Origin of the sequence: Paenibacillus sp. HWE-109, from assembly GCF_022163125.1 — a bacterium.
Lineage (GTDB): Bacteria > Bacillota > Bacilli > Paenibacillales > NBRC-103111 > Paenibacillus_E.
On record NZ_CP091881.1, the window covers coordinates 2,884,863 to 2,902,695 of the forward strand.

Below are 17,833 nucleotides of genomic sequence, written 5' to 3' on the forward strand. Positions count from 1 at the left end.
CAGCAGGTCTAAAAAAGGAGGAGCCATGTCACCACGTACCAAAGAACAAAATGACGCGATCCGGGAGATGCGGATGGACCAAATTATGCAAGCGGCTGCGGAAGTATATTTGGAAAAAGGCATTCAATTGGAAATACGCGATGTTGCGGTAAAGGCAGAGCTCGGCTACGGAACTGTGTATCATTACTACAAAAATAAGCACATGCTGTTGGAAGATTTACTGTGGGATGCCCTGAATCGAACGGAGTCGGCAGTGAAGCCCGCTTTGACGGGGGACAGTGACAGTTTGCTTAAAGCGGAGTCGTTCTCCAGGTTGCTTCTGCGGGAGTGTATCAAGGATCCTTCCGTCTTTATTTTGTTAAAAACGGTTGCAGATAATTTCCATCACTTCCCGGGAAACCGGTTCATTAAGCTGTTTACCGATTTTCAGGAACGAATCTATTTGCCGTTTGTGGACATGATTCGTGAAGGGATCGGTTCCAAATCACCAGAGAAAACAGCTAATTTGATATTTGGCTCGCTCGTTGGCTGCGCAGCATTGAACATCCACCACAATATGCGGAACGAGATGGATGTGGAAGGGTTCGTCGACATGATTTTTTTGGGCATACAATCAAAGGAGAGATGAATGGAATGATCATCCTGAAATCGAGAGCAGAAATTGAAGAAATGAGAAAAGCCGGCGGAATTGTCGCTGCTTTTCATCAAACAATCGCAGGTATGATTCGTCCGGGTGTCACGACGCTCGATATCGAGTCGTTCGCGGTGCGGTTCCTGAAGGATAATGGCGCCAAGGCTTATACGATAGGCTACAACGGCTATCCATTTGCGACATGTGCGTCTGTCAATGACGTCATTGCCCATGGTTTTCCGAACCGGAAGCCGCTCAAGGAAGGCGATATCGTCACAATTGACATTGTCGCGGAAGCTGATGGCTGGATCGGCGATTCAGCTTGGTGTTATGCAGTTGGCGAGGTGTCGGAAGAAGCGCGTAAGCTGATGCAGGTAACGAAGGAATCCTTATATCTTGGTATCGACAAAGCTGTCGTCGGTAACCGGATCGGCGATGTGATGCACGCGGTTCAAACCCATGCCGAGCGAAACGGATTCTCGGTGGTGCTCGATCTTCTCGGTCATGGTGTAGGAAGGGAGATGCACGAGGAACCTAATTATACCCATGTCGGGAATCCGGGCAAAGGGTTCCGCTTGAAGGAAGGGATGGTTCTTACGATCGAGCCGATGCTAAATGCCGGAAAAGCGTTAATGACGATTGATGCCGACGGATGGACAGCCAGAACCGCTGACGGCTCGCTTTCCGCACAGTACGAGCATACAATTGCCATTACTGCGGATGGCCCGATTATTTTGACCGCACAGTAATAAAATCTTCTTACAACTAACGATATGAGTGGACTTGGGATAAGGCGGGACACATGCCCCTAATAATTCATTGCCGATGATGGTCAGCAGCTTGGCCGAATTCGCCAAATTTCCGATTACGACCGGCGGCCTACTTGTTCGACATATTTAGAAAAGGATTGAGTCAATACGAAGGAGCGGGGAGCTGAAGCCCGCTCTTTGTTTAACATATAGCTTTAGCTCAGTCCAACTCTGCGTGAGAGAACAGATTGTGAATAAGTACCTCAAGACATATCCTTCGTTTCTTCTGCAGCTGCCAATGCCTGTGCAGCTTCCGCTTCCGCTGAAAGCTTTGCTATCACCGCACTGCGTGCCTCGTCCGTGAAACGGAGAACTCCATTCTCCTGAACGATAAGGCCTTCCCCGATCCGCCCATCCAGCCAATCGCTGATGAAGCCGGGAGCGTACCCTCCTTGGCCGAATTCGCCGCCGAAAGCGATCATTTGATCATAGGTATCCAAATACTGCTGACGGCTGGTAGTCGGGAATGCGTTGGTGTAAAGCCAGAACTGCACATCGTACATGAGATGAGACCGTTCATCCGCATGAAATGAGAAATGGCCTTTCTCCTGGACGATCCGGGTACAGACGCTGCGTATTTTGGACGCCAGCCCGTCCACCTCAGAGGCATGACCGCAGAGTTCCGTGAGCAGGGGAGAGAATTTTCCTACAGCCACTTTGCGCAGATCGTTCTCTTTATCTTCTTCAGAAGTGTCATATTCCTCATCACTCACCAGACCGCGGATGAACGTCTCGAAGTCCGGCGCCAAGAATGTTATCTCGTAATCATCTTCCTGATCGACGTGAATGACTGAAGGTTCGCCGTCCTTCCCACAGTGACGGTAATCCAGCATCACGACATCGTGCCCTGCCGAAGGGCAGTCACAGATGACTACGCCGATATCCGGATAACCCCACTCTTCAATCATGAACGGACTGCCGAGATCACCGCAAATCGAGTAGCTTTTGTCGCGGCCGATCCCCATAATTCCCGTTATTGCAATATGATCCTCAGCCCAAGAGGTAGCTTCATCTGTCGGGAAGGATGTATGTTGGGGAATGCCCCCGTTCTGATGCTTCATCAGAGCGATATAGGCTGCCGGCAGCTTATAGCCGAGTTCTTCTTCTATAGAAGAAATCAGCTCATCCGTAGGCGGATCAGAGACATATTGTTCTCTGGCATAGTTACTGTCTTCCCAGAAACTGTCGAGATCCATACCTTCAAAAGGGATCGCTCCCTGGTCTTTCTGTTGTTGGCTAAGTCTGTACCGGGATTCAGCATTTTGCTGTTTTTTCCATTTGCTTTGGCTCCAATCTAGCAATCTGGCTGAATGCTGATCGCCAGGATCCAGCTCCAGCGCGGTGCTTAGCACACCTGCCGCATCCTCATACCGCTTCATATAATAATAGGAATAGCCTACGCGAAAATACCACAATGGATCATTTTTTCCCTGCTCAGCAATGAGAGCAAATTGTTCCAGTGCTTTGTCATACAAACTCAGATTGTTATAAGCCCGACCCATGCTGCTGATCATGTCGTAATCCCTAACCACTGAGGGAATCTTCATCAGAGTGTCTACGATTTGCTGGTGTTCTTCCTCCTCATGCCACTGCATGATCTGTGCGCTTAGCTCTTGTTCCATCGTTGCCGTCTGCCTCCCAAGTGTGAAAATATGATTTTCTCTATTTTACCAGAGAGAAGGCAATGAATGGAATTGTTTACCGGCATTATGAAGTCTGCCTCGGTCTGCAGAACATTATTGTAAAGACATCCAACTGCTGTCCATTCAAGGAGCCAAATTCTTATTAATTAACGCAGTGATACTCCAGCTGTCTCGCGCGGAAAGGGAGGGAACTGCAGGGCGCGATTCTAGCGAAATGTGGCATTATCGGGGGGAGGGGAACTACAGGGCGCTATTTTAGCCAAAAGTGTAATTATCGGGAGGTGGAGGGAACTATAGGGCGCTATTTTGCTGTTTGCTGGGAAAATTAGCTGATTTCGTTGAAATAAGACCCTGTAGTTCCGCTATGACCCCCGCATCCCTGCTTTTTGCCTAAATAGCGTCCTCTAGTTCCCTTACTAGGTTTTGCGCTAAGAAGAAACTGTTCTAGTAGACAGCCGGTGATAAACCCATTGGCCTGTTGTGCCAACCGGTTAAAGTTACAATAAAGTGATAAAACTGCAGAATTCACAAATAGCTCAAAAATAGCGAACTGGGCAAAAGAAGCCGTAGCTTACGTATCAGCAACTAAGGATAAGTTAAATCAAGCAACAATAATGGGCAGTATGAACGATAATCAATTCTGTCCAAGTGCTAACTTAACAAGGCAGCAAGCATTTATTGTGGTGAAAAGACTATTAATTCAAATTAATGCAGCTGGAGCGGCATTCAGATGCCCGGCAATTAGTTTCTGATAATAATGAAAGCCATGCGTCGATTCATCGATCTGGACCCGGATGTCGGAGAGGTTCACAAGAGATATTCATTCAGTTTTACACGGCAGGGTAGGGGGATGAATTGACAAGTAAAAAGACATCTGTGCATAGTCCAAACATGATCAATCAACATAAGATGTCAAGAAAGATTATTTCATTTCATTTAAAAGGATGAGTGAGCTGGGAATGAGAACTTTACAGCAGCGTAAAAAAAAGCAAAGACACGTAAATATCGGTCAAAAAGCCATTCCTGCACCATCACCCTCTATCGCCAGACATGTTAAAGAGAACTTAGGAACACCGGTATGTGTAGTGCTTAAGAACGGTTCTCTGTATTACGGAGTTCTAAACCAAATCCAAGGTGACAAAGTCATTCTTCAAGGCTTCAAGGGAAGTCGGAGGTTCTCCCGAAATAAAGCCAACGCCAAAGCGCAAATATCCAATTTAGGAGGTTTGGGCGGCTTACTTGGCGGAGGCGGCGGGGGATTAGGAGGCATGCTTGGGCTTCTTGGTGGCGGAGGGCTCGGGGGACTTTTGGGCGGAGGCTCAAGCGGATTAATGGGTGGTCTCGGTAAAGTTGGTGCTGCCAAAGGCACTGCTGGTGCTGGGGGGTTTTTGGGCAACATGGGCAGCTTTTTTAAGCTGGGGATGGGAGTCATTTCTTTTATCATGCCATTGATGAAAAATTTTTCGATTTGAGGATTGAGGAAGCCGCAGAAATGCGGCTTTTTTCAACGCCAGAATTTGTATATTTATGAGCTTTGGGATGAGCGAAGCTTACCTCTTATATATTGATGTCTGCTGCAGCTTTCTTTGCTACGGCGGTTTTCAGCCTCAAAGAGCATCTAATGAACTGTATAATGCTTATTGAGCGAAAAAAGGCTGCTTTGGAGATTTAATGAACGGAGTTGGCGCTACCCGTCACTTTATTGGCCGAATGGTATTCATTTGCTTGAAATAAAGCATTTGGAGTTCATTAGATTTTCAGAATGATCGATTTGGGCCGAATAAAGGGTTTTGAGTTCGTTAGGGGGCTTGATTTACCTCAAGGTTCAAGCGCTCTAAATTATCCAAATCCGGCTGCAACTTGTTCCGTAGAACATACAGCATGATGGCACCAACAAGGAATGCGACGGTATCCGCAATGACGAGCGACCAAACCACCCCGTGGAATCCGTTCATTCGATTGGCGATATAGAGCACAGGAATCAGAGTAATTCCTTGAATAATTGACATAATAAAAGCAGCGGTTCCTTGCGCTGTAGCTTGGAAGATCCCCGTAAACAACGTGGTCATTCCTGTAATGAACAAGGATAAGAACGTCACATGCAGAATGTAGCTGCCCGTTTCGATTAATTGCGGGTCATTCGTAAATAAACCAATTAAGTGGTCGGAAATTAGGTAGACGATGACGCCGAATACGACTGCTAACGCCACAATCGCTTTGATCGTAAATCCAATGGTATGCTTCATGCGTAATTTATTCGCCGTAAAAGAAAAGGCAATGAGCGGCACGACTCCCTCGCATAAGCCCATCAGAATAAATTCGGGAAATTGCAATAAACGTGATGATACTCCGTACGCAGCTACGGCCTGATCCCCATATTCGACAAGAAAATGGTTAAAGATAAGCGACATTGCACCCAAAAAGATGCTCATAATAAAGACCGGAACTCCGATTTTGAATACATTGCTCAGAATGTCCTTGGTTGCCTTGAACCATTTCATGGAGACGGTTAAGAATTGGCTCTTATATCCCATATGGAAGACGAAGAATACACTCGCAACCAAGTTAGAGATAACCGTAGCAGAAGCAACGCCGATTACGTCCCAATGGAACACGAAGATCACTAAAGCATCGAGAATAATATTCACGATTACACTTAAAATCATACCGATCATCGACGTGACTGCTGCACCCTCCGAGCGTACGATATTCTCCAGTGTAAAGAATAATACGACAATTGGCGAACCAATCAGCATAATCGTGACATAGTCCTTCGTGAATCCGAAAGATTCAGGCGTTGCCCCCAGACCATGAACGATTAGATCGATCAAAGGGAGACCGACGGCCATCACGATAAGACCGAGAGTTAAACTGCTGTAAAAGGCAAATGAAGACACATGCTTTACATCATCATATTTTTTCTCTCCCAACAAACGGGAGATGAATGTACCGCTACCCATGCCAATCAAGTTGCCTAGCGCCATAATCACCGCGAATAACGGCAAGGTTAGTGCGAGTGCGGTTAACATGGCCGTACTACCCAGCGTACCTAGGAAATAGGCATTCAAAATGGCATATATGACACTCATTGACGTGCCTAGAATCATTGGTACAGCGAAATGAGCTACGGCTTTTGCAACTGGTGCTTTTTCAAAGTAATGGAGGTTTTCTGTTTCCATGAAGATCACTTCTTTCTTTAGTTATTTTGGACTTTCATTTACTTAGTATTCGCGTGAAAAGAGGAATCCCTTCGGTATGAGTATCTTACAGTGTTAGTTTGAACCTTACAGTGTTAGATGTTATCATGAATCTATGAACCTGTAAAGAATAAACTTACACTGTTAGTTAAAGGGCGGATACGGATGAAAAAGCAACAGCCTCAGATTTCGGAAGATAAGATTTTGGAAACCTCGTGGGAGCTTCTGGGAGAGGAGGGCATCGAGAAATTCAGCATGCGACGATTAGCCGATCGTCTGGGGATACAAGCTCCCTCTCTGTACTGGTATTTCAAGAGCAAGCAGAATCTCTATCAGCGTCTGGCCAATCATGTATCGAAAATTATCTTGGACGAGTTTCACTCCGAAGGGGACTGGAAGGAGCAGTTGGCGGGTCTTGCGGTAACAGTACGGAGTGTGCTCAGCCGGTATCCCTGCTCCACGCAGCTCATGATGATGACGCTGCCCCACGAACCGGACATCATCCGATTTACCAACCGTATGCTGGTCTGCGTGGAATCGACGCCGCTTGAACAAGAGCAGAAAATGCAAGTGGTTACTACGCTTGTGAACTACGTCTTCTACTTCGTTCTAGACGTTTATCAACATGAGCGCAATGTCTCCGCTATTCTTAAAGAACAGGAAGCGCTCCCGGGTGAGGTGATGATACAGCTTCTGGACTCTATGAGCGAGACGGAAGCGGGATTGTTCCGAAGGATGTTCAGAAACGGGCTTTTCGAGCTGATGGGGACCGATGTGGCGTTTGAGTTCGGTGTGAAGCTGATATTGTTGGGAATTGAACAGGTGATAAAGGAGCAGGAGAAGTAGAAAGTAAAAACCGCTCATCCGGTTATCGGATGGGCGGTTTCAATGGTTTTAAAGCCATCGCTTCTTGAGCCAGACGCGGTAAACGACGTAGACGAACGCCAAAAAAAGAACATACACGCCAACGGACAAAACGAGCTTACTCGTACCAGCAAACAGATTGCTGCCGATGAACGCAAACAGCAGCATAGCAGGGATTTTGCCCAATGCCGACGCAACAGCGAATGTAACGACCGAAATGGAAGTAATGGCAGGAATGACATTAACGGCAGCCTGTGGGATAACCGGGATCAGTCGCGCCAATAAAATAGTCAGGAACGGATTTTTTTCAATCGCGGCATGGAGCTTTTCCAGCTTCTTGTACTTGGACAAGTAAGCACTGCCTTGCTTTTGAAACAAGTAGCGTGCCAGCCAAAAAACAATGACCGACGCGACAGAAGCAGCAGTCCAACTGATCAAAGCGCCCAGCAATGGACCATACATAAACCCGAGCATGCCGATAACTATTTTGTAGGGAATGACCGGTACGATAATAAACCCGAGCGCAGCCGCAAAAATCAGCAGAACGGGCGCATCCCCATACTGCATCCAATGCAAAATTTCATCCTTGAATACATAGACAATGAGTATGAGCACGAGATACATGCTGATGGTGTACCATTTCTTCATTGAGTAGGGTGTCTCCCTTGGTCTGAGTCGTTCTTGTGGACGTGTTGATCCTTCTTAGTGTAACACAGAGGCGCGGACAAAAAGAGTAAGCATTTTGCTATCCGCGGAAATGATTGAAGAGTTTGTTAAAGTCATAGTAACTTAACATGGACGGGCAGATTTGCTATCCATTCTTCAATGACACTAACCTGTTTGTGGTCGTCTTTAAGAAAATAGAATTCGAGCAGTTGCTTCCATTCTTCAGAGCTTGTTTTTTTATGGTTATCAAAATTCCCCACTAGTGCATTAAAACGCCCGTAAAGTGCATATAAGTCTTTTCGAATCGATTCATCATTTGTAACTTTCGCAAGATAGGTTTTCATTTCGTTTTCAGGTGGAAGTGATGCTGTTTCTACAATCGTCCCTTGGACATCCTTCGATGGGGTGGAAGAAGGGCTACTAGTGCTAGGGGAGAGTGTAGGGGTATTTGTTTTCGCAGGAGAGGGCACTGTCAAGCTCTGCAATTCTTTAGAATGGTTTACCGTCACAATGCCAATTACTCCGATTATTAAGAGAGAAATGCTAGCGCTAATAATTTTAACCTTCATAGCTTTGCCTCCAGCAATTACTTATTAATTTAACATGGGAAATATATCCAATATATTGAGTATACTCTTACCACCGGCAATTCGTAACCATAAGTTACGTAGACAAGTCACAAAAGGTGTTCTGTTCCGAGTAATGTGGAGATCACCAGGAAAATCCAATATATGGTATAGTGGATTGCGGTGCGTAAAGGCTATATCATACTAGACTTAGAAGAATAAAGAAAAGTTTGAACCAATGTTTGGCTGTCGGCTTCTATCCCTTGTTATTCAAAGAAACGTTAAGTCAAAAAACGATGGTACATATTCGCAAGGTAGTGATTAGAGCATTTATTGACTTAGAGCCAACGGAACATCTTAGTGAAGTTTCATTGGATTAATCCAATGAAATCGGCTTTAAGGCTGTTGAAATCAACCTTTCACTGGATTTATCCAATATTTTATCAGGGAATCGTTCAATACGGGCCGATTCTGGAAATTCCATTGGAAAAACCCAATGAAAGGAGGTTCTGAGGCGCAAAAACGAAGAAAACACTGGATAATTCCAATGTTTTCCTCAATTGAAGAAGGGCACCATAGGGGAGTAGCCTCTTGGCGCGCACCCCAGTTAGTGCTGCTCAGCATTCCCGCCAGATAGCGCCGCTCACCGAACCACGCACCACGCACCACGCACCACGCACCACGCACTAACAATTATAGATTGAACTCTTGAAATAATGTTTCTAATTCTTCTCACGTATGTTCGAATAGGAAAGTTCCTCTGTAGCTATCTCTCTTACTTAAGCAATGTAAGTGTCACCTCTAACGTATTATCAACAAACGATCGCTCTGGACGAGATTTCATCATTACAGTTAGTCCAATTAACGAAACGATTAATGCCTGTGATAAAGCCTTCGCATTTACACCGGATTCAAGCTCTCCTGATTGTATACCTCGTTCAATGGTTTCTTGAAATATGACCGATAGATACATTTGATGTTCCCTTGTAAGAATTTCGAATTTTTCATCATGAGGCGCAAGTTCGACCATCGTATTGATGCAAAAACATCCTCGGCTGCGATTTTCCGTATATTCCTCAGCAACCACACCTTCATAAAAAGCGCGAAATGCATCTTTTACAGATGGATTTTTTTGAAGTTTGGTGCGGACATGAGAAGCACGGGACATCATGTATTTGCGCAGCGCGGCTTCGAACAATTCTTTTTTGTCTCCAAAAGCTGAGTAAATACTAGGTTTCTGAATTCCCATTCTGGAAGTCAAGTCGCTTAATGAAGTAGCCTCATATCCCTTCTCCCAAAATAGTTGCATAGCTGCATCTAATACTTTTTCTTCGTCAAATTCGCGGGTTCGTCCCATAATCCATACTCCTCGTTACGATTAATTTTTCATATATGTTCAAAATTCCGTTCACATGTAAACATCTTTTTAATGTACCGATAAGTATGTTAAATTATATAATTTGTCGTTTATATTGTCAAATACAAGTCAGTTCTTTTTAACTGCAGAAGATCATTTTTGAAGATATAACTCATTAAATTTATTCTTAGCATTGACATCGATTGTTTTTATGCGTTATATTTACCAAGCGTTTTATATACCGATCGGTACAATAAAAGTTCGGTATCAAAATTATAGGGAGGTAAGGTGTGTACTAAATGGAGGAGGTTAAAGATAGTTCTTCTATGACTCGCTATGTGACATTATTGTTTGCGGTTGCCTGCGGGATGTCTGTTGCCAATATCTACTTCGCACAACCGATACTCGATAATTTGTCGAGTAAGTTCGGCATTGACCATTCAACCATTGGCATTCTCATTACTATTACTCAGATCTTTTACGCAGTAGGGTTGTTAATGCTGGTGCCGCTTGGAGATTTACTAAACCAGCGCCGACTGATAATTGCTCAGATGCTCTTATCCATGATCGCTTTGGTTATTGTAGGCACTGCATCATCCAGCACAGTACTATTCGCAGGTATGGCATTAGTGGGACTGTTTTCCGTTGTGACCCAGACTCTTGTGGCGTTTGCGGCGACAATGGCTGCACCTGCTGAACGCGGACGTGTCGTGGGCATGATAACGAGCGGAATTGTGATTGGCATCCTTCTAGCTCGATCCTTTTCAGGAATATTAACAGATTTTGCGGGTTGGCGTTCCGTATATCTGGTCTCCGCCGCTTTGATGCTTCTTATGGTTTGTGCGTTATTAAGAGTATTGCCGAATGTTGAGCGTAAGGGAACGTCGTTGTCCTATCCCGAGTTGCTTAGGTCGGTGCTTATGTTGCTCGTAAAAGAACGGATATTACGCATCCGCGCTGTTCTAGCTCTGTTGATTTTTGCTGCTTTCAGCATTTTGTGGACGCCATTAGTACTCCCTCTTAGCGCGCCGCCAATATCTCTTTCACACACTGCAATTGGGGCGTTTGGTCTCGTGGGAGTTGTCGGAGCGTTAGCTGCAGCAAGAGCGGGCAAGCTAGCCGATCAAGGTTACGGACAGAGAACGACGGGCATAGCTTTGATCCTATTAGTGATATCATGGTTGCTGATCAGCCGTACGGAGCAGTCGCTGTTCGCATTGATCATTGGAATTGTCCTTCTAGACTTGGCCGTTCAGGCCGTGCATGTCACTAATCAAAGTATGATCTTCTCATTGCGTACGGAAGCGCGTAGTCGGCTAGCCGCCGGGTACATGGTTTTCTATTCCATAGGAAGTGCTAGCGGTTCCATCGCTTCGACCCATATCTATGCACACTATGGCTGGAACGGTGTATGTTTGCTCGGTGCCTCCGTTAGTGCTTTAGCTCTTCTGTTTTGGGCTATGACCAGCCGCGCTGTTATTAAAATTTGAATAGGAGAGATTGCCATGGAGATAGGAATTACTTCGTTTGTAGAAACTAAGCCGGATGTTCAGACTGGTGAAGTGATGAGTCACGCACAGCGATTGCGTGAAGTTGTTGAGGAAATTGTGCTTGCTGATCAAGTGGGACTGGATGTGTTTGGCATAGGTGAGCATCATCGGAAGGACTATGCAGCATCTTCACCAGCACTTGTGCTGTCTGCGGCTGCATCACAGACGAAACGGATTCGACTGACCAGTGCAGTGACGGTGCTTTCTTCCGTTGATCCGGTGCGCGTTTTTCAGGATTTTGCTACGCTCGATGGTATTTCTAATGGACGTGCGGAGATTATAGCGGGCCGTGGTTCCTTTATTGAATCTTTTCCACTGTTTGGCTATGACTTGAATGACTATGATGAGCTGTTTAAAGAACATTTAGAATTACTCCTTAAAATACGGGATTCCGAAAAAGTAACCTGGAAGGGCCGGCATCGGCCAGCGATTAACAATTTAGGCGTGTATCCACGGCCTGTTCAAAATCCTTTACCGATATGGATTGGCAGCGGGGGCAGACAAGAGTCGGCTATCCGTGCAGGTCTGTTAGGACTGCCGCTGATGTTGGCGATAATTGGTGGAAAACCAACGGATTTTGCACCGCTTGTGCAGCTTTATAAGAAAGCGGCAGCGCACGCGGGTCATGATGAATCGCGGCTTAAGGTTGGGGCGCACTCGATAGGATTTGTTGGAGAGAATACTGAACGAGCTGCAGATACATTTTTCCCTTCTACCATGGCAGGTATGAATAGAATAGGCAAAGAACGGGGCTGGGCGCATTATGATCGTTCAAGCTACGATGCTGCGCGCAGTTTTGAAGGAGCCCTGTATGTCGGCGATCCTGAGACGGTTGCTCAGAAGATCATTCACCTTCGCAAAAATGTAGGGGTTACACGCTTTATGCTATATGTTCCGTTAAGCACTATGCCGCATGCTCAAGTGATGAGAGCCATTGAACTGTTAGGAACAGAGGTGGCGCCCCGTGTTCGGGAGGAAATAACCAAGTGGGAAGCTGAGACGGAAAAAGAAAAATCATTCAATTGTAGTTAATAAAAACGTATTTGTTTCGAAAGTATACAATTACAGGAGGAATTCGTATGGATTTTGAAAGTCGAGTATTGCCAGAATTAAGGCCTATATTATCACTATTTCCTGGTTTTCAATTGGAGGAAAATCTAGAGTTGAGCAGGAGCTTGTTATCTAGTTCTCCTATTGAAAAGTCAGAGCACGTAAGTACGACAAACCGGATGATTCCGGGGGCAGCAGGCGAGATGCTGGTCAAAATTTATGAACCCGTCCAACGGACCGACGCTAAGCTTCCAGCCATGCTATGGATTCACGGTGGAGGTTATGTGATGGGGCACCCCGATATGGATGATGTTTTGTGCGAACGGTTCGTGCAGGCGGCTAAATGCGTTGTCGTATCGGTCGATTATCGTCTTGCTCCTGAGCATCCTTATCCAGCTGCAATCGATGACTGTTATGCCGGTCTGACGTGGATGTCGGATGAAGCTGAGTCGCTGGGCATCGATTTGGATCGGATCGCGATTGCCGGTGCAAGCGGGGGCGGCGGTCTAACCGCAGCGCTTGCTTTAATGGTTCGCGACAAAGGCGGGCCAGCCCTCATCTTCCAAATGCCGCTGTATCCGATGATCGATAACCGAAATATTACGGCGTCGAGCCATGAAATTACGGCCGATAACGCAACATGGAACAGGATGAACAATTTGGCGGCGTGGAACATGTACTTGGGCGAGCATAACGATACTGGTGAGGTGTCCCCCTATGCGGTACCGTCGAAAGCGAAAAGCTTGGCGGGGCTGCCGCCGACCTATACGTGCATAGGGCAGCTTGATCTGTTCCGAGATGAGACGATCGAATATGTGACGCGCCTTGCGCAAGCGGGTGTAGATGTCGAATTTCATCTGTATCCAGGCAGCTTCCACAGCTTTGAAATGATCGTCCCACAAGCGGAAGTGAGCCAGCGCGCCAGTAAAAGCTACTTGGACGCGATTGCAAGAGCACTTAATCCTTAAACAATGATTGGGGTTGTCTCCGAAAATAAGAAACGACACGATCGAAAAAAAACCTTCTCAGGAAATGGGGGCTTGCTTCGCGGCAGCTCCTCTTTAATAATTGAAGTAATCGGCTATTTTTCATAAAGGTTTTAATTTTATATTGAAGAATGCATAAAATGCTGTTAATCTTATGGAAATATTTTCCGTAGGGAGGTCATTCAATGAGCATTAAACCAACCGATCCGATACTATATACGATACCTGAGAGCTTTGAAAGTAAACGATTACTGATAAGAGCCCCATTATGGGAAGATGGCGTGAGGGTAAATGAGGCTGTTAAAGAAAGTATTGAAGAATTGCGTCCCTGGATGCCGTGGGCCGGGAACATTCCTACAATTGAAGAGTCCGAATTAAGTATCCGACGATCTAGGCTTCAATTCTTGGATCGCACCGATCTAAGATTACTCCTTATTCTGAAAGAAACAGGGCAATTAATTGGTAGCAGCGGTTTACATCGAATAGATTGGCAATCGCGAAAATTTGAAATTGGTTATTGGGTGCGCACATCTTTTGGCAATAAAGGATATATTACTGAAGCAGTAGAAGCTATTACCAACTATGCTGTACATGAGTTACAAGCTAATCGAATTGAAATCCGATGTGATGGACGCAATGTTCGAAGTTCGCGAGTTGCCGAACGCCTGGGATTCACATTAGAAGGAATTCTTCGAAATGATAAATGCGATGTAGATGGTTCATTGAGAGATACTATGGTATTTTCTAAGGTTCGTGGTGTAGAGTTTTAATTTTTTCCCAAACCTTTTCGACTAAACGTGTGGTGAGTCATTTTGCGGATCTCCATTGTCAGGAGTGACTTGTTTCTACTTCGATTTCTTTTGTTCTCAATAGGTTGATTGTGAGGTTATCAGAATATGCGTTATTTTACCAAAGAAATGTATGAGAAAATGCAGGTCTGCGGGTATTTGCATATCGCTCCGCATATAAACGAGCAAATCGAAGAATCGAAAGAATGGTACATTGCTCAAGGTCGCGACTTCCGTTCCGAAGTACAGCAGCAGTTTCTGCAACTTAAACCACTTTTACTGAAGTATGTGCCGGACTTCCGCGTCTCAACTATATTAGCACAATTCATCGCTGAAACCGAAGAGCGCACCGAAGAAATGTCCGTATTTATCAATCAATGGGTTAAGGATTATGAGAAAGCATGGGAAGAAGCATGCCGGAGCAGCTGGGAGGAGTATCAAGAAATCCGCAGCACACTTCCCCAAAACTTTATAGAGATGCGCGAAAAGCATGACCTGCATGACGCCAAAATCATCTCTGTTAATTGGCGCGAAGACAGCAGCATCGTTGTCAAACTGGACGGGAAAAGCTCGTTGGGATTATGCGGCACAGGTTATCTGACTTTCGAAGATGTGCACAGCTACGAAATACCCAAGGGGAAAGATAGGGACTGGTGGCTGTACGACGAAGTACATTTGACGCCGGAAGGCCATATGGATTTTAGAGCCTTGCTTCATGACAACTCGGGCACATCCGAAGAATTTGTATCTCTGCATGAATTGCGGATTGTCGCTCGGGGCTTCAGATTCACACTAGAGAAGTTTCCGGAAACGGTGTGAAATTAGATGATCAACATCCGGGCAAATCCATTATTTGCGAATTATCCGGCAACTATTAGATATTTGCATTTAACTATACCTTACATACTTTCGGCTTGTATTGACAAAGGAAGGTTACTATGACAGAGAATCTTATTGAACGTGCTGCGGGGGGATTAGTTCTGCGCAAGGTACGGATAGGATACCAAGTCCTACTCATTGAAGACAGATATGGACATGTGTGTTTCCCAAAAGGTCATCTGGAATCTGGAGAGTCATGGGAGGACGCTGCAGTTCGAGAAATTTTCGAAGAAACAGGAATTAAATCAAGCATCCTTTCACCGCTTGGCGACATTGAATATCCGATCAAACGCAAAGGGATAACCGTTCGAAAGCAGGTCCGATTATTCGTTCTTGAAGCCATCGACGAACAGGCTGAGCCTGTCCACCAGGCTAACGAAATTGAAAGTGCTCAATATTTCGCATGGGAAGATGCACTTCGACTTCACATGGAACGAGGCTATGTGGACTTGAATTGGGTGTTTGATAAGGCTAGAGCACTCTGGGGATTTGCACGAGAAGCTAACGAGAAACGATAGTAAAGGAGCATGCCTCTAGGCAACTCCTTTTTTTGCTCATTCAAAAACTAGGTTGGGCTCCAGTTGAAAGGATATTAGCCGGAATACAGGCAGCAACTATTTGCTACTGAGGATCGTCTATTTAACGACCCTTTATTTTCCAATGGATAGCTTATAGACAAACGTCCATGAACGGAGCTGCTGCTTTTAATGAAAAAATGGATTACAGTTACTGCCCTTTCTGCGCTGCTCCTTAGTTCCTGCTCCGCCGCAGTGGAGGAACGGTCGAAAGGCACAGATACTGTTATGGGAACCAAATCCCGCAAACAACAATTGATTTATGCGCAAGGAACAAAAGTAATGGAACGGATAGCCGTTCCTAACGGTTATGAGAGGGTTCCTGTAGAGGATGGGTCATATGGGAATTATTTGCGGAATCTGCCTCTGAAACCCCATGGCTCCAAGGTACATTTGTTTAATGGGGAGCTTAAGGCTAATGAGGTATACGAAGCTGTGCTCGATGTGGATGTGGGGGAACGGGATCTGCAGCAGTGCGCCGATGCGGTTATGAGGCTGCGGGCGGAATACCTGTATGGTAGTGGAAAATATGATAAGATTCACTTTAATTTTACAAATGGCTTTAAAGCTGACTTTGCAACATGGAGGAAAGGGAATCGGATTGAAGTTTCCGGCAACAAGGTTTCATGGACCAAGCGGGGAGCAGCTTCCGACAGCTACGAGGTGTTTCGAAGTTATCTGAACATGGTATTTGCGTACGCGGGAACGTTGTCCTTGTCGAAGGAAATGAAGCAGGTGCCGCTGTCAGAGATGCAGGCTGGTGATGTGTTTCTGGAAGGGGGCACGCCGGGACATGCAATCGTCATATTAGATATGGCTCAGAACCCCAAAACTGGCGAAAAGCTATTTATCTTAGCTCAAGGCTACACACCTGCGCAAGACATACACATTCTGCAGAATGAGGCTAACGGGGAGGGGAATCCTTGGTATTCCACTGCGTTTGAAGGGAATTTGAAATCCCCGGAATGGACATTTACAAGGGAACAACTGTACAGGTTCACAGATTAACGCAGCAGAATATTAATATGATGCTGCCTACAAAAACTCTATTTTAATAAAGGGATAGGTTATGATAAGATAACAAGAGAAAAATGGAGGTGATAAGCTTGGAGCGACTTTATGATATGTTGCATTTTAACTCGGAGTTTGTAGAGAATAAGGAATTCGAAAAATATAAATCATCAAGATTCAAAGATAGAAAGATGGTTGTTGTAACTTGTATGGACTCTAGGCTTACAGAACTTCTTCCCAAAGCATTAAATATTAAGGATGGAAACTCCAAAATCATTAAAGATGCTGGTGCGATTGTTTTGCATCCATTTGGCAGCGTTATGCGAAGCGTTATTGTCGCTGTATATGAATTAAATGCCGATGAAGTGTTCGTGGTCGGGCATCATGATTGTGGGATGAGCTGCATTGATCCTATCGAAACCATTAATAAAATGAAGGAGAACGGCATATCGTCCGATACGATCGAGACCCTCGAAAGTTCCGGAATTAATTTGCAACAGTGGCTGCACGGTTTCGATAGTGTTGAAGATTCCGTCAAAGGAAGCGTGGACACGGTCAAGAACCATCCGCTCCTGCCAAAAAACATTCCAGTTCATGGTCTTGTAATCGACCCGGAAACAGGGAAGTTGGATTTAATCGTTGATGGTTATAAACATAAGGAATCGTAGCACTCTAAACGGACTTCATTAGCACAGTTTGATGGTCAACAGATCATCATGTTTGGGCTGACCGAATATAATAGTAACAGTATAAAGAAAGCCGAGAGGTGTATTCGATGCTGTTTACTATCATGCAATTAATTGGTGGAGTTATTCTTTCTGTAGGTTGGATTCCTCAGATAATTCAAATTTTGAAAACTAAATCTGTTTCAGATTTAAGTTTAAAAGCATACGTCCTTATGTTTTTAGGCATTAGTCTAATGGAGGCTTATGCTATAAGTTTGGTTGTCACGGGTGCTGGCTTAGCTTTTTTGGTAACAAACACAATGTCTTTATGTGTCGTGCTCTTCGTTATCACTTTAATTTTACGGTATCGATAACTTTCCCTGCAGGGGACACCCTTGCCGAGGTCATTTTCCAAAATTGATTCATTAATTGCCTTCTTAGGGGTTGCCCTTAGAGGGCTTTTTGATTATAATTCCCACTATTCCCGATTATGGGCTAGAAGTAGAAAATAGTTTGCTCAGTAGAATTTTACTTGTTGAAAAATGCCGTAGGATGTATTAATGATTAGATCATCTCAATTACTGTATCATGGGCGC

18 protein-coding genes are annotated in these 17,833 nt (G+C 45.1%); 13 read left to right on the forward strand and 5 right to left on the reverse strand.

The genetic code is table 11. From position 1 onward, the window contains the following. Positions 1–25: 25 nt before the first annotated feature. Both LOZ80_RS11685 and map read left to right on the forward strand, forming a co-directional pair. The gene (locus LOZ80_RS11685; protein ID WP_238171599.1) at positions 26–628 is read left to right on the forward strand and encodes a TetR/AcrR family transcriptional regulator; all 603 of its coding nucleotides are present in this window, start codon (positions 26–28) and stop codon (positions 626–628) included. A gap of 5 nt (positions 629–633) precedes the next feature. Next, positions 634–1,380 carry a type I methionyl aminopeptidase gene (map, locus tag LOZ80_RS11690; protein ID WP_238171600.1) on the forward strand — a complete coding sequence of 249 codons (747 nt, stop codon included), beginning with the start codon at positions 634–636 and terminating at the stop codon, positions 1,378–1,380. A 263-nt stretch (positions 1,381–1,643) separates the two neighbouring features. Here the strand turns inward: map and LOZ80_RS11695 are convergent, their stop codons facing one another. Next, positions 1,644–3,062: an SMI1/KNR4 family protein gene (locus tag LOZ80_RS11695; protein WP_238171601.1), complete on the reverse strand. Its 1,419-nt coding sequence runs from the start codon at positions 3,060–3,062 to the stop codon at positions 1,644–1,646. Positions 3,063–4,042: 980 nt separating this feature from the next. On the opposite strand from LOZ80_RS11695, the gene LOZ80_RS11700 reads away from it, so the two are divergent. Continuing rightward, the gene (locus LOZ80_RS11700) at positions 4,043–4,555 is read left to right on the forward strand and encodes a hypothetical protein (RefSeq protein ID WP_238171602.1); all 513 of its coding nucleotides are present in this window, start codon (positions 4,043–4,045) and stop codon (positions 4,553–4,555) included. Positions 4,556–4,882: 327 nt separating this feature from the next. Here the strand turns inward: LOZ80_RS11700 and LOZ80_RS11705 are convergent, their stop codons facing one another. After that, positions 4,883–6,262, reverse strand: a complete 1,380-nt coding sequence (locus tag LOZ80_RS11705) for an MATE family efflux transporter (protein WP_238171603.1) — start codon at positions 6,260–6,262, stop codon at positions 4,883–4,885. Between the two features lie 183 nt (positions 6,263–6,445). Between LOZ80_RS11705 and LOZ80_RS11710 the strand changes: the two genes are divergently transcribed. Beyond that, positions 6,446–7,126, forward strand: a complete 681-nt coding sequence (locus tag LOZ80_RS11710; protein ID WP_238171604.1) for a TetR/AcrR family transcriptional regulator — start codon at positions 6,446–6,448, stop codon at positions 7,124–7,126. Between the two features lie 48 nt (positions 7,127–7,174). Here LOZ80_RS11710 and LOZ80_RS11715 read toward each other — a convergent pair whose 3' ends face one another. The 3 genes from LOZ80_RS11715 to LOZ80_RS11725 form a co-directional block, all read right to left on the reverse strand. After that, positions 7,175–7,792, reverse strand: coding sequence for a TVP38/TMEM64 family protein (locus LOZ80_RS11715; protein ID WP_238171605.1), 618 nt, complete (start codon positions 7,790–7,792; stop codon positions 7,175–7,177). A 131-nt stretch (positions 7,793–7,923) separates the two neighbouring features. Beyond that, positions 7,924–8,379, reverse strand: a complete 456-nt coding sequence (locus LOZ80_RS11720; RefSeq protein ID WP_238171606.1) for a hypothetical protein — start codon at positions 8,377–8,379, stop codon at positions 7,924–7,926. Between the two features lie 772 nt (positions 8,380–9,151). Further along, entirely contained in the window at positions 9,152–9,733 is a 582-nt protein-coding gene (locus tag LOZ80_RS11725) for a TetR/AcrR family transcriptional regulator (protein ID WP_238171607.1), read from the reverse strand. 299 nt (positions 9,734–10,032) lie between these two features. Between LOZ80_RS11725 and LOZ80_RS11730 the strand changes: the two genes are divergently transcribed. The 9 genes from LOZ80_RS11730 (at position 10,033) to LOZ80_RS11770 (ending at position 17,611) form a co-directional block, all read left to right on the forward strand. Continuing rightward, the gene (locus LOZ80_RS11730) at positions 10,033–11,223 is read left to right on the forward strand and encodes an MFS transporter (RefSeq protein ID WP_238171608.1); all 1,191 of its coding nucleotides are present in this window, start codon (positions 10,033–10,035) and stop codon (positions 11,221–11,223) included. 15 nt (positions 11,224–11,238) lie between these two features. Next, entirely contained in the window at positions 11,239–12,315 is a 1,077-nt protein-coding gene (locus tag LOZ80_RS11735) for an LLM class flavin-dependent oxidoreductase (protein ID WP_238171609.1), read from the forward strand. A gap of 47 nt (positions 12,316–12,362) precedes the next feature. Continuing rightward, entirely contained in the window at positions 12,363–13,301 is a 939-nt protein-coding gene (locus LOZ80_RS11740; RefSeq protein ID WP_238171610.1) for an alpha/beta hydrolase, read from the forward strand. Between the two features lie 203 nt (positions 13,302–13,504). Further along, on the forward strand, positions 13,505–14,089 hold the full coding sequence (locus tag LOZ80_RS11745) for a GNAT family N-acetyltransferase (protein ID WP_238171611.1): 585 nt from the start codon (positions 13,505–13,507) through the stop codon (positions 14,087–14,089). Positions 14,090–14,215: 126 nt separating this feature from the next. After that, positions 14,216–14,926 carry a DUF4085 family protein gene (locus LOZ80_RS11750; RefSeq protein ID WP_238171612.1) on the forward strand — a complete coding sequence of 237 codons (711 nt, stop codon included), beginning with the start codon at positions 14,216–14,218 and terminating at the stop codon, positions 14,924–14,926. A gap of 119 nt (positions 14,927–15,045) precedes the next feature. Then, positions 15,046–15,504: an NUDIX hydrolase gene (locus LOZ80_RS11755; protein WP_238171613.1), complete on the forward strand. Its 459-nt coding sequence runs from the start codon at positions 15,046–15,048 to the stop codon at positions 15,502–15,504. 189 nt (positions 15,505–15,693) lie between these two features. Continuing rightward, the gene (locus LOZ80_RS11760; RefSeq protein WP_238171614.1) at positions 15,694–16,569 is read left to right on the forward strand and encodes a DUF4846 domain-containing protein; all 876 of its coding nucleotides are present in this window, start codon (positions 15,694–15,696) and stop codon (positions 16,567–16,569) included. 98 nt (positions 16,570–16,667) lie between these two features. Beyond that, positions 16,668–17,240, forward strand: coding sequence for a beta-class carbonic anhydrase (locus LOZ80_RS11765; protein WP_238171615.1), 573 nt, complete (start codon positions 16,668–16,670; stop codon positions 17,238–17,240). A 122-nt stretch (positions 17,241–17,362) separates the two neighbouring features. Beyond that, on the forward strand, positions 17,363–17,611 hold the full coding sequence (locus tag LOZ80_RS11770; RefSeq protein ID WP_238172960.1) for a PQ-loop domain-containing transporter: 249 nt from the start codon (positions 17,363–17,365) through the stop codon (positions 17,609–17,611). Positions 17,612–17,833 lie beyond the last annotated feature (222 nt).

Excerpts from the sequence above, each read along its gene's own strand:
- LOZ80_RS11685 (WP_238171599.1), top strand. The coding sequence starts at position 26 with ATGTCACCACGTACCAAAGAACAAAATGACGCGATCCGGGAGATGCGG.
- map (WP_238171600.1), top strand. The coding sequence starts at position 634 with ATGATCATCCTGAAATCGAGAGCAGAAATTGAAGAAATGAGAAAAGCC.
- LOZ80_RS11695 (WP_238171601.1), bottom strand. The coding sequence starts at position 3,062 with ATGGAACAAGAGCTAAGCGCACAGATCATGCAGTGGCATGAGGAGGAA.
- LOZ80_RS11700 (WP_238171602.1), top strand. The coding sequence starts at position 4,043 with ATGAGAACTTTACAGCAGCGTAAAAAAAAGCAAAGACACGTAAATATC.
- LOZ80_RS11705 (WP_238171603.1), bottom strand. The coding sequence starts at position 6,262 with ATGGAAACAGAAAACCTCCATTACTTTGAAAAAGCACCAGTTGCAAAA.
- LOZ80_RS11710 (WP_238171604.1), top strand. The coding sequence starts at position 6,446 with ATGAAAAAGCAACAGCCTCAGATTTCGGAAGATAAGATTTTGGAAACC.
- LOZ80_RS11715 (WP_238171605.1), bottom strand. The coding sequence starts at position 7,792 with ATGAAGAAATGGTACACCATCAGCATGTATCTCGTGCTCATACTCATT.
- LOZ80_RS11720 (WP_238171606.1), bottom strand. The coding sequence starts at position 8,379 with ATGAAGGTTAAAATTATTAGCGCTAGCATTTCTCTCTTAATAATCGGA.
- LOZ80_RS11725 (WP_238171607.1), bottom strand. The coding sequence starts at position 9,733 with ATGGGACGAACCCGCGAATTTGACGAAGAAAAAGTATTAGATGCAGCT.
- LOZ80_RS11730 (WP_238171608.1), top strand. The coding sequence starts at position 10,033 with ATGGAGGAGGTTAAAGATAGTTCTTCTATGACTCGCTATGTGACATTA.
- LOZ80_RS11735 (WP_238171609.1), top strand. The coding sequence starts at position 11,239 with ATGGAGATAGGAATTACTTCGTTTGTAGAAACTAAGCCGGATGTTCAG.
- LOZ80_RS11740 (WP_238171610.1), top strand. The coding sequence starts at position 12,363 with ATGGATTTTGAAAGTCGAGTATTGCCAGAATTAAGGCCTATATTATCA.
- LOZ80_RS11745 (WP_238171611.1), top strand. The coding sequence starts at position 13,505 with ATGAGCATTAAACCAACCGATCCGATACTATATACGATACCTGAGAGC.
- LOZ80_RS11750 (WP_238171612.1), top strand. The coding sequence starts at position 14,216 with ATGCGTTATTTTACCAAAGAAATGTATGAGAAAATGCAGGTCTGCGGG.
- LOZ80_RS11755 (WP_238171613.1), top strand. The coding sequence starts at position 15,046 with ATGACAGAGAATCTTATTGAACGTGCTGCGGGGGGATTAGTTCTGCGC.
- LOZ80_RS11760 (WP_238171614.1), top strand. The coding sequence starts at position 15,694 with ATGAAAAAATGGATTACAGTTACTGCCCTTTCTGCGCTGCTCCTTAGT.
- LOZ80_RS11770 (WP_238172960.1), top strand. The coding sequence starts at position 17,363 with ATGCAATTAATTGGTGGAGTTATTCTTTCTGTAGGTTGGATTCCTCAG.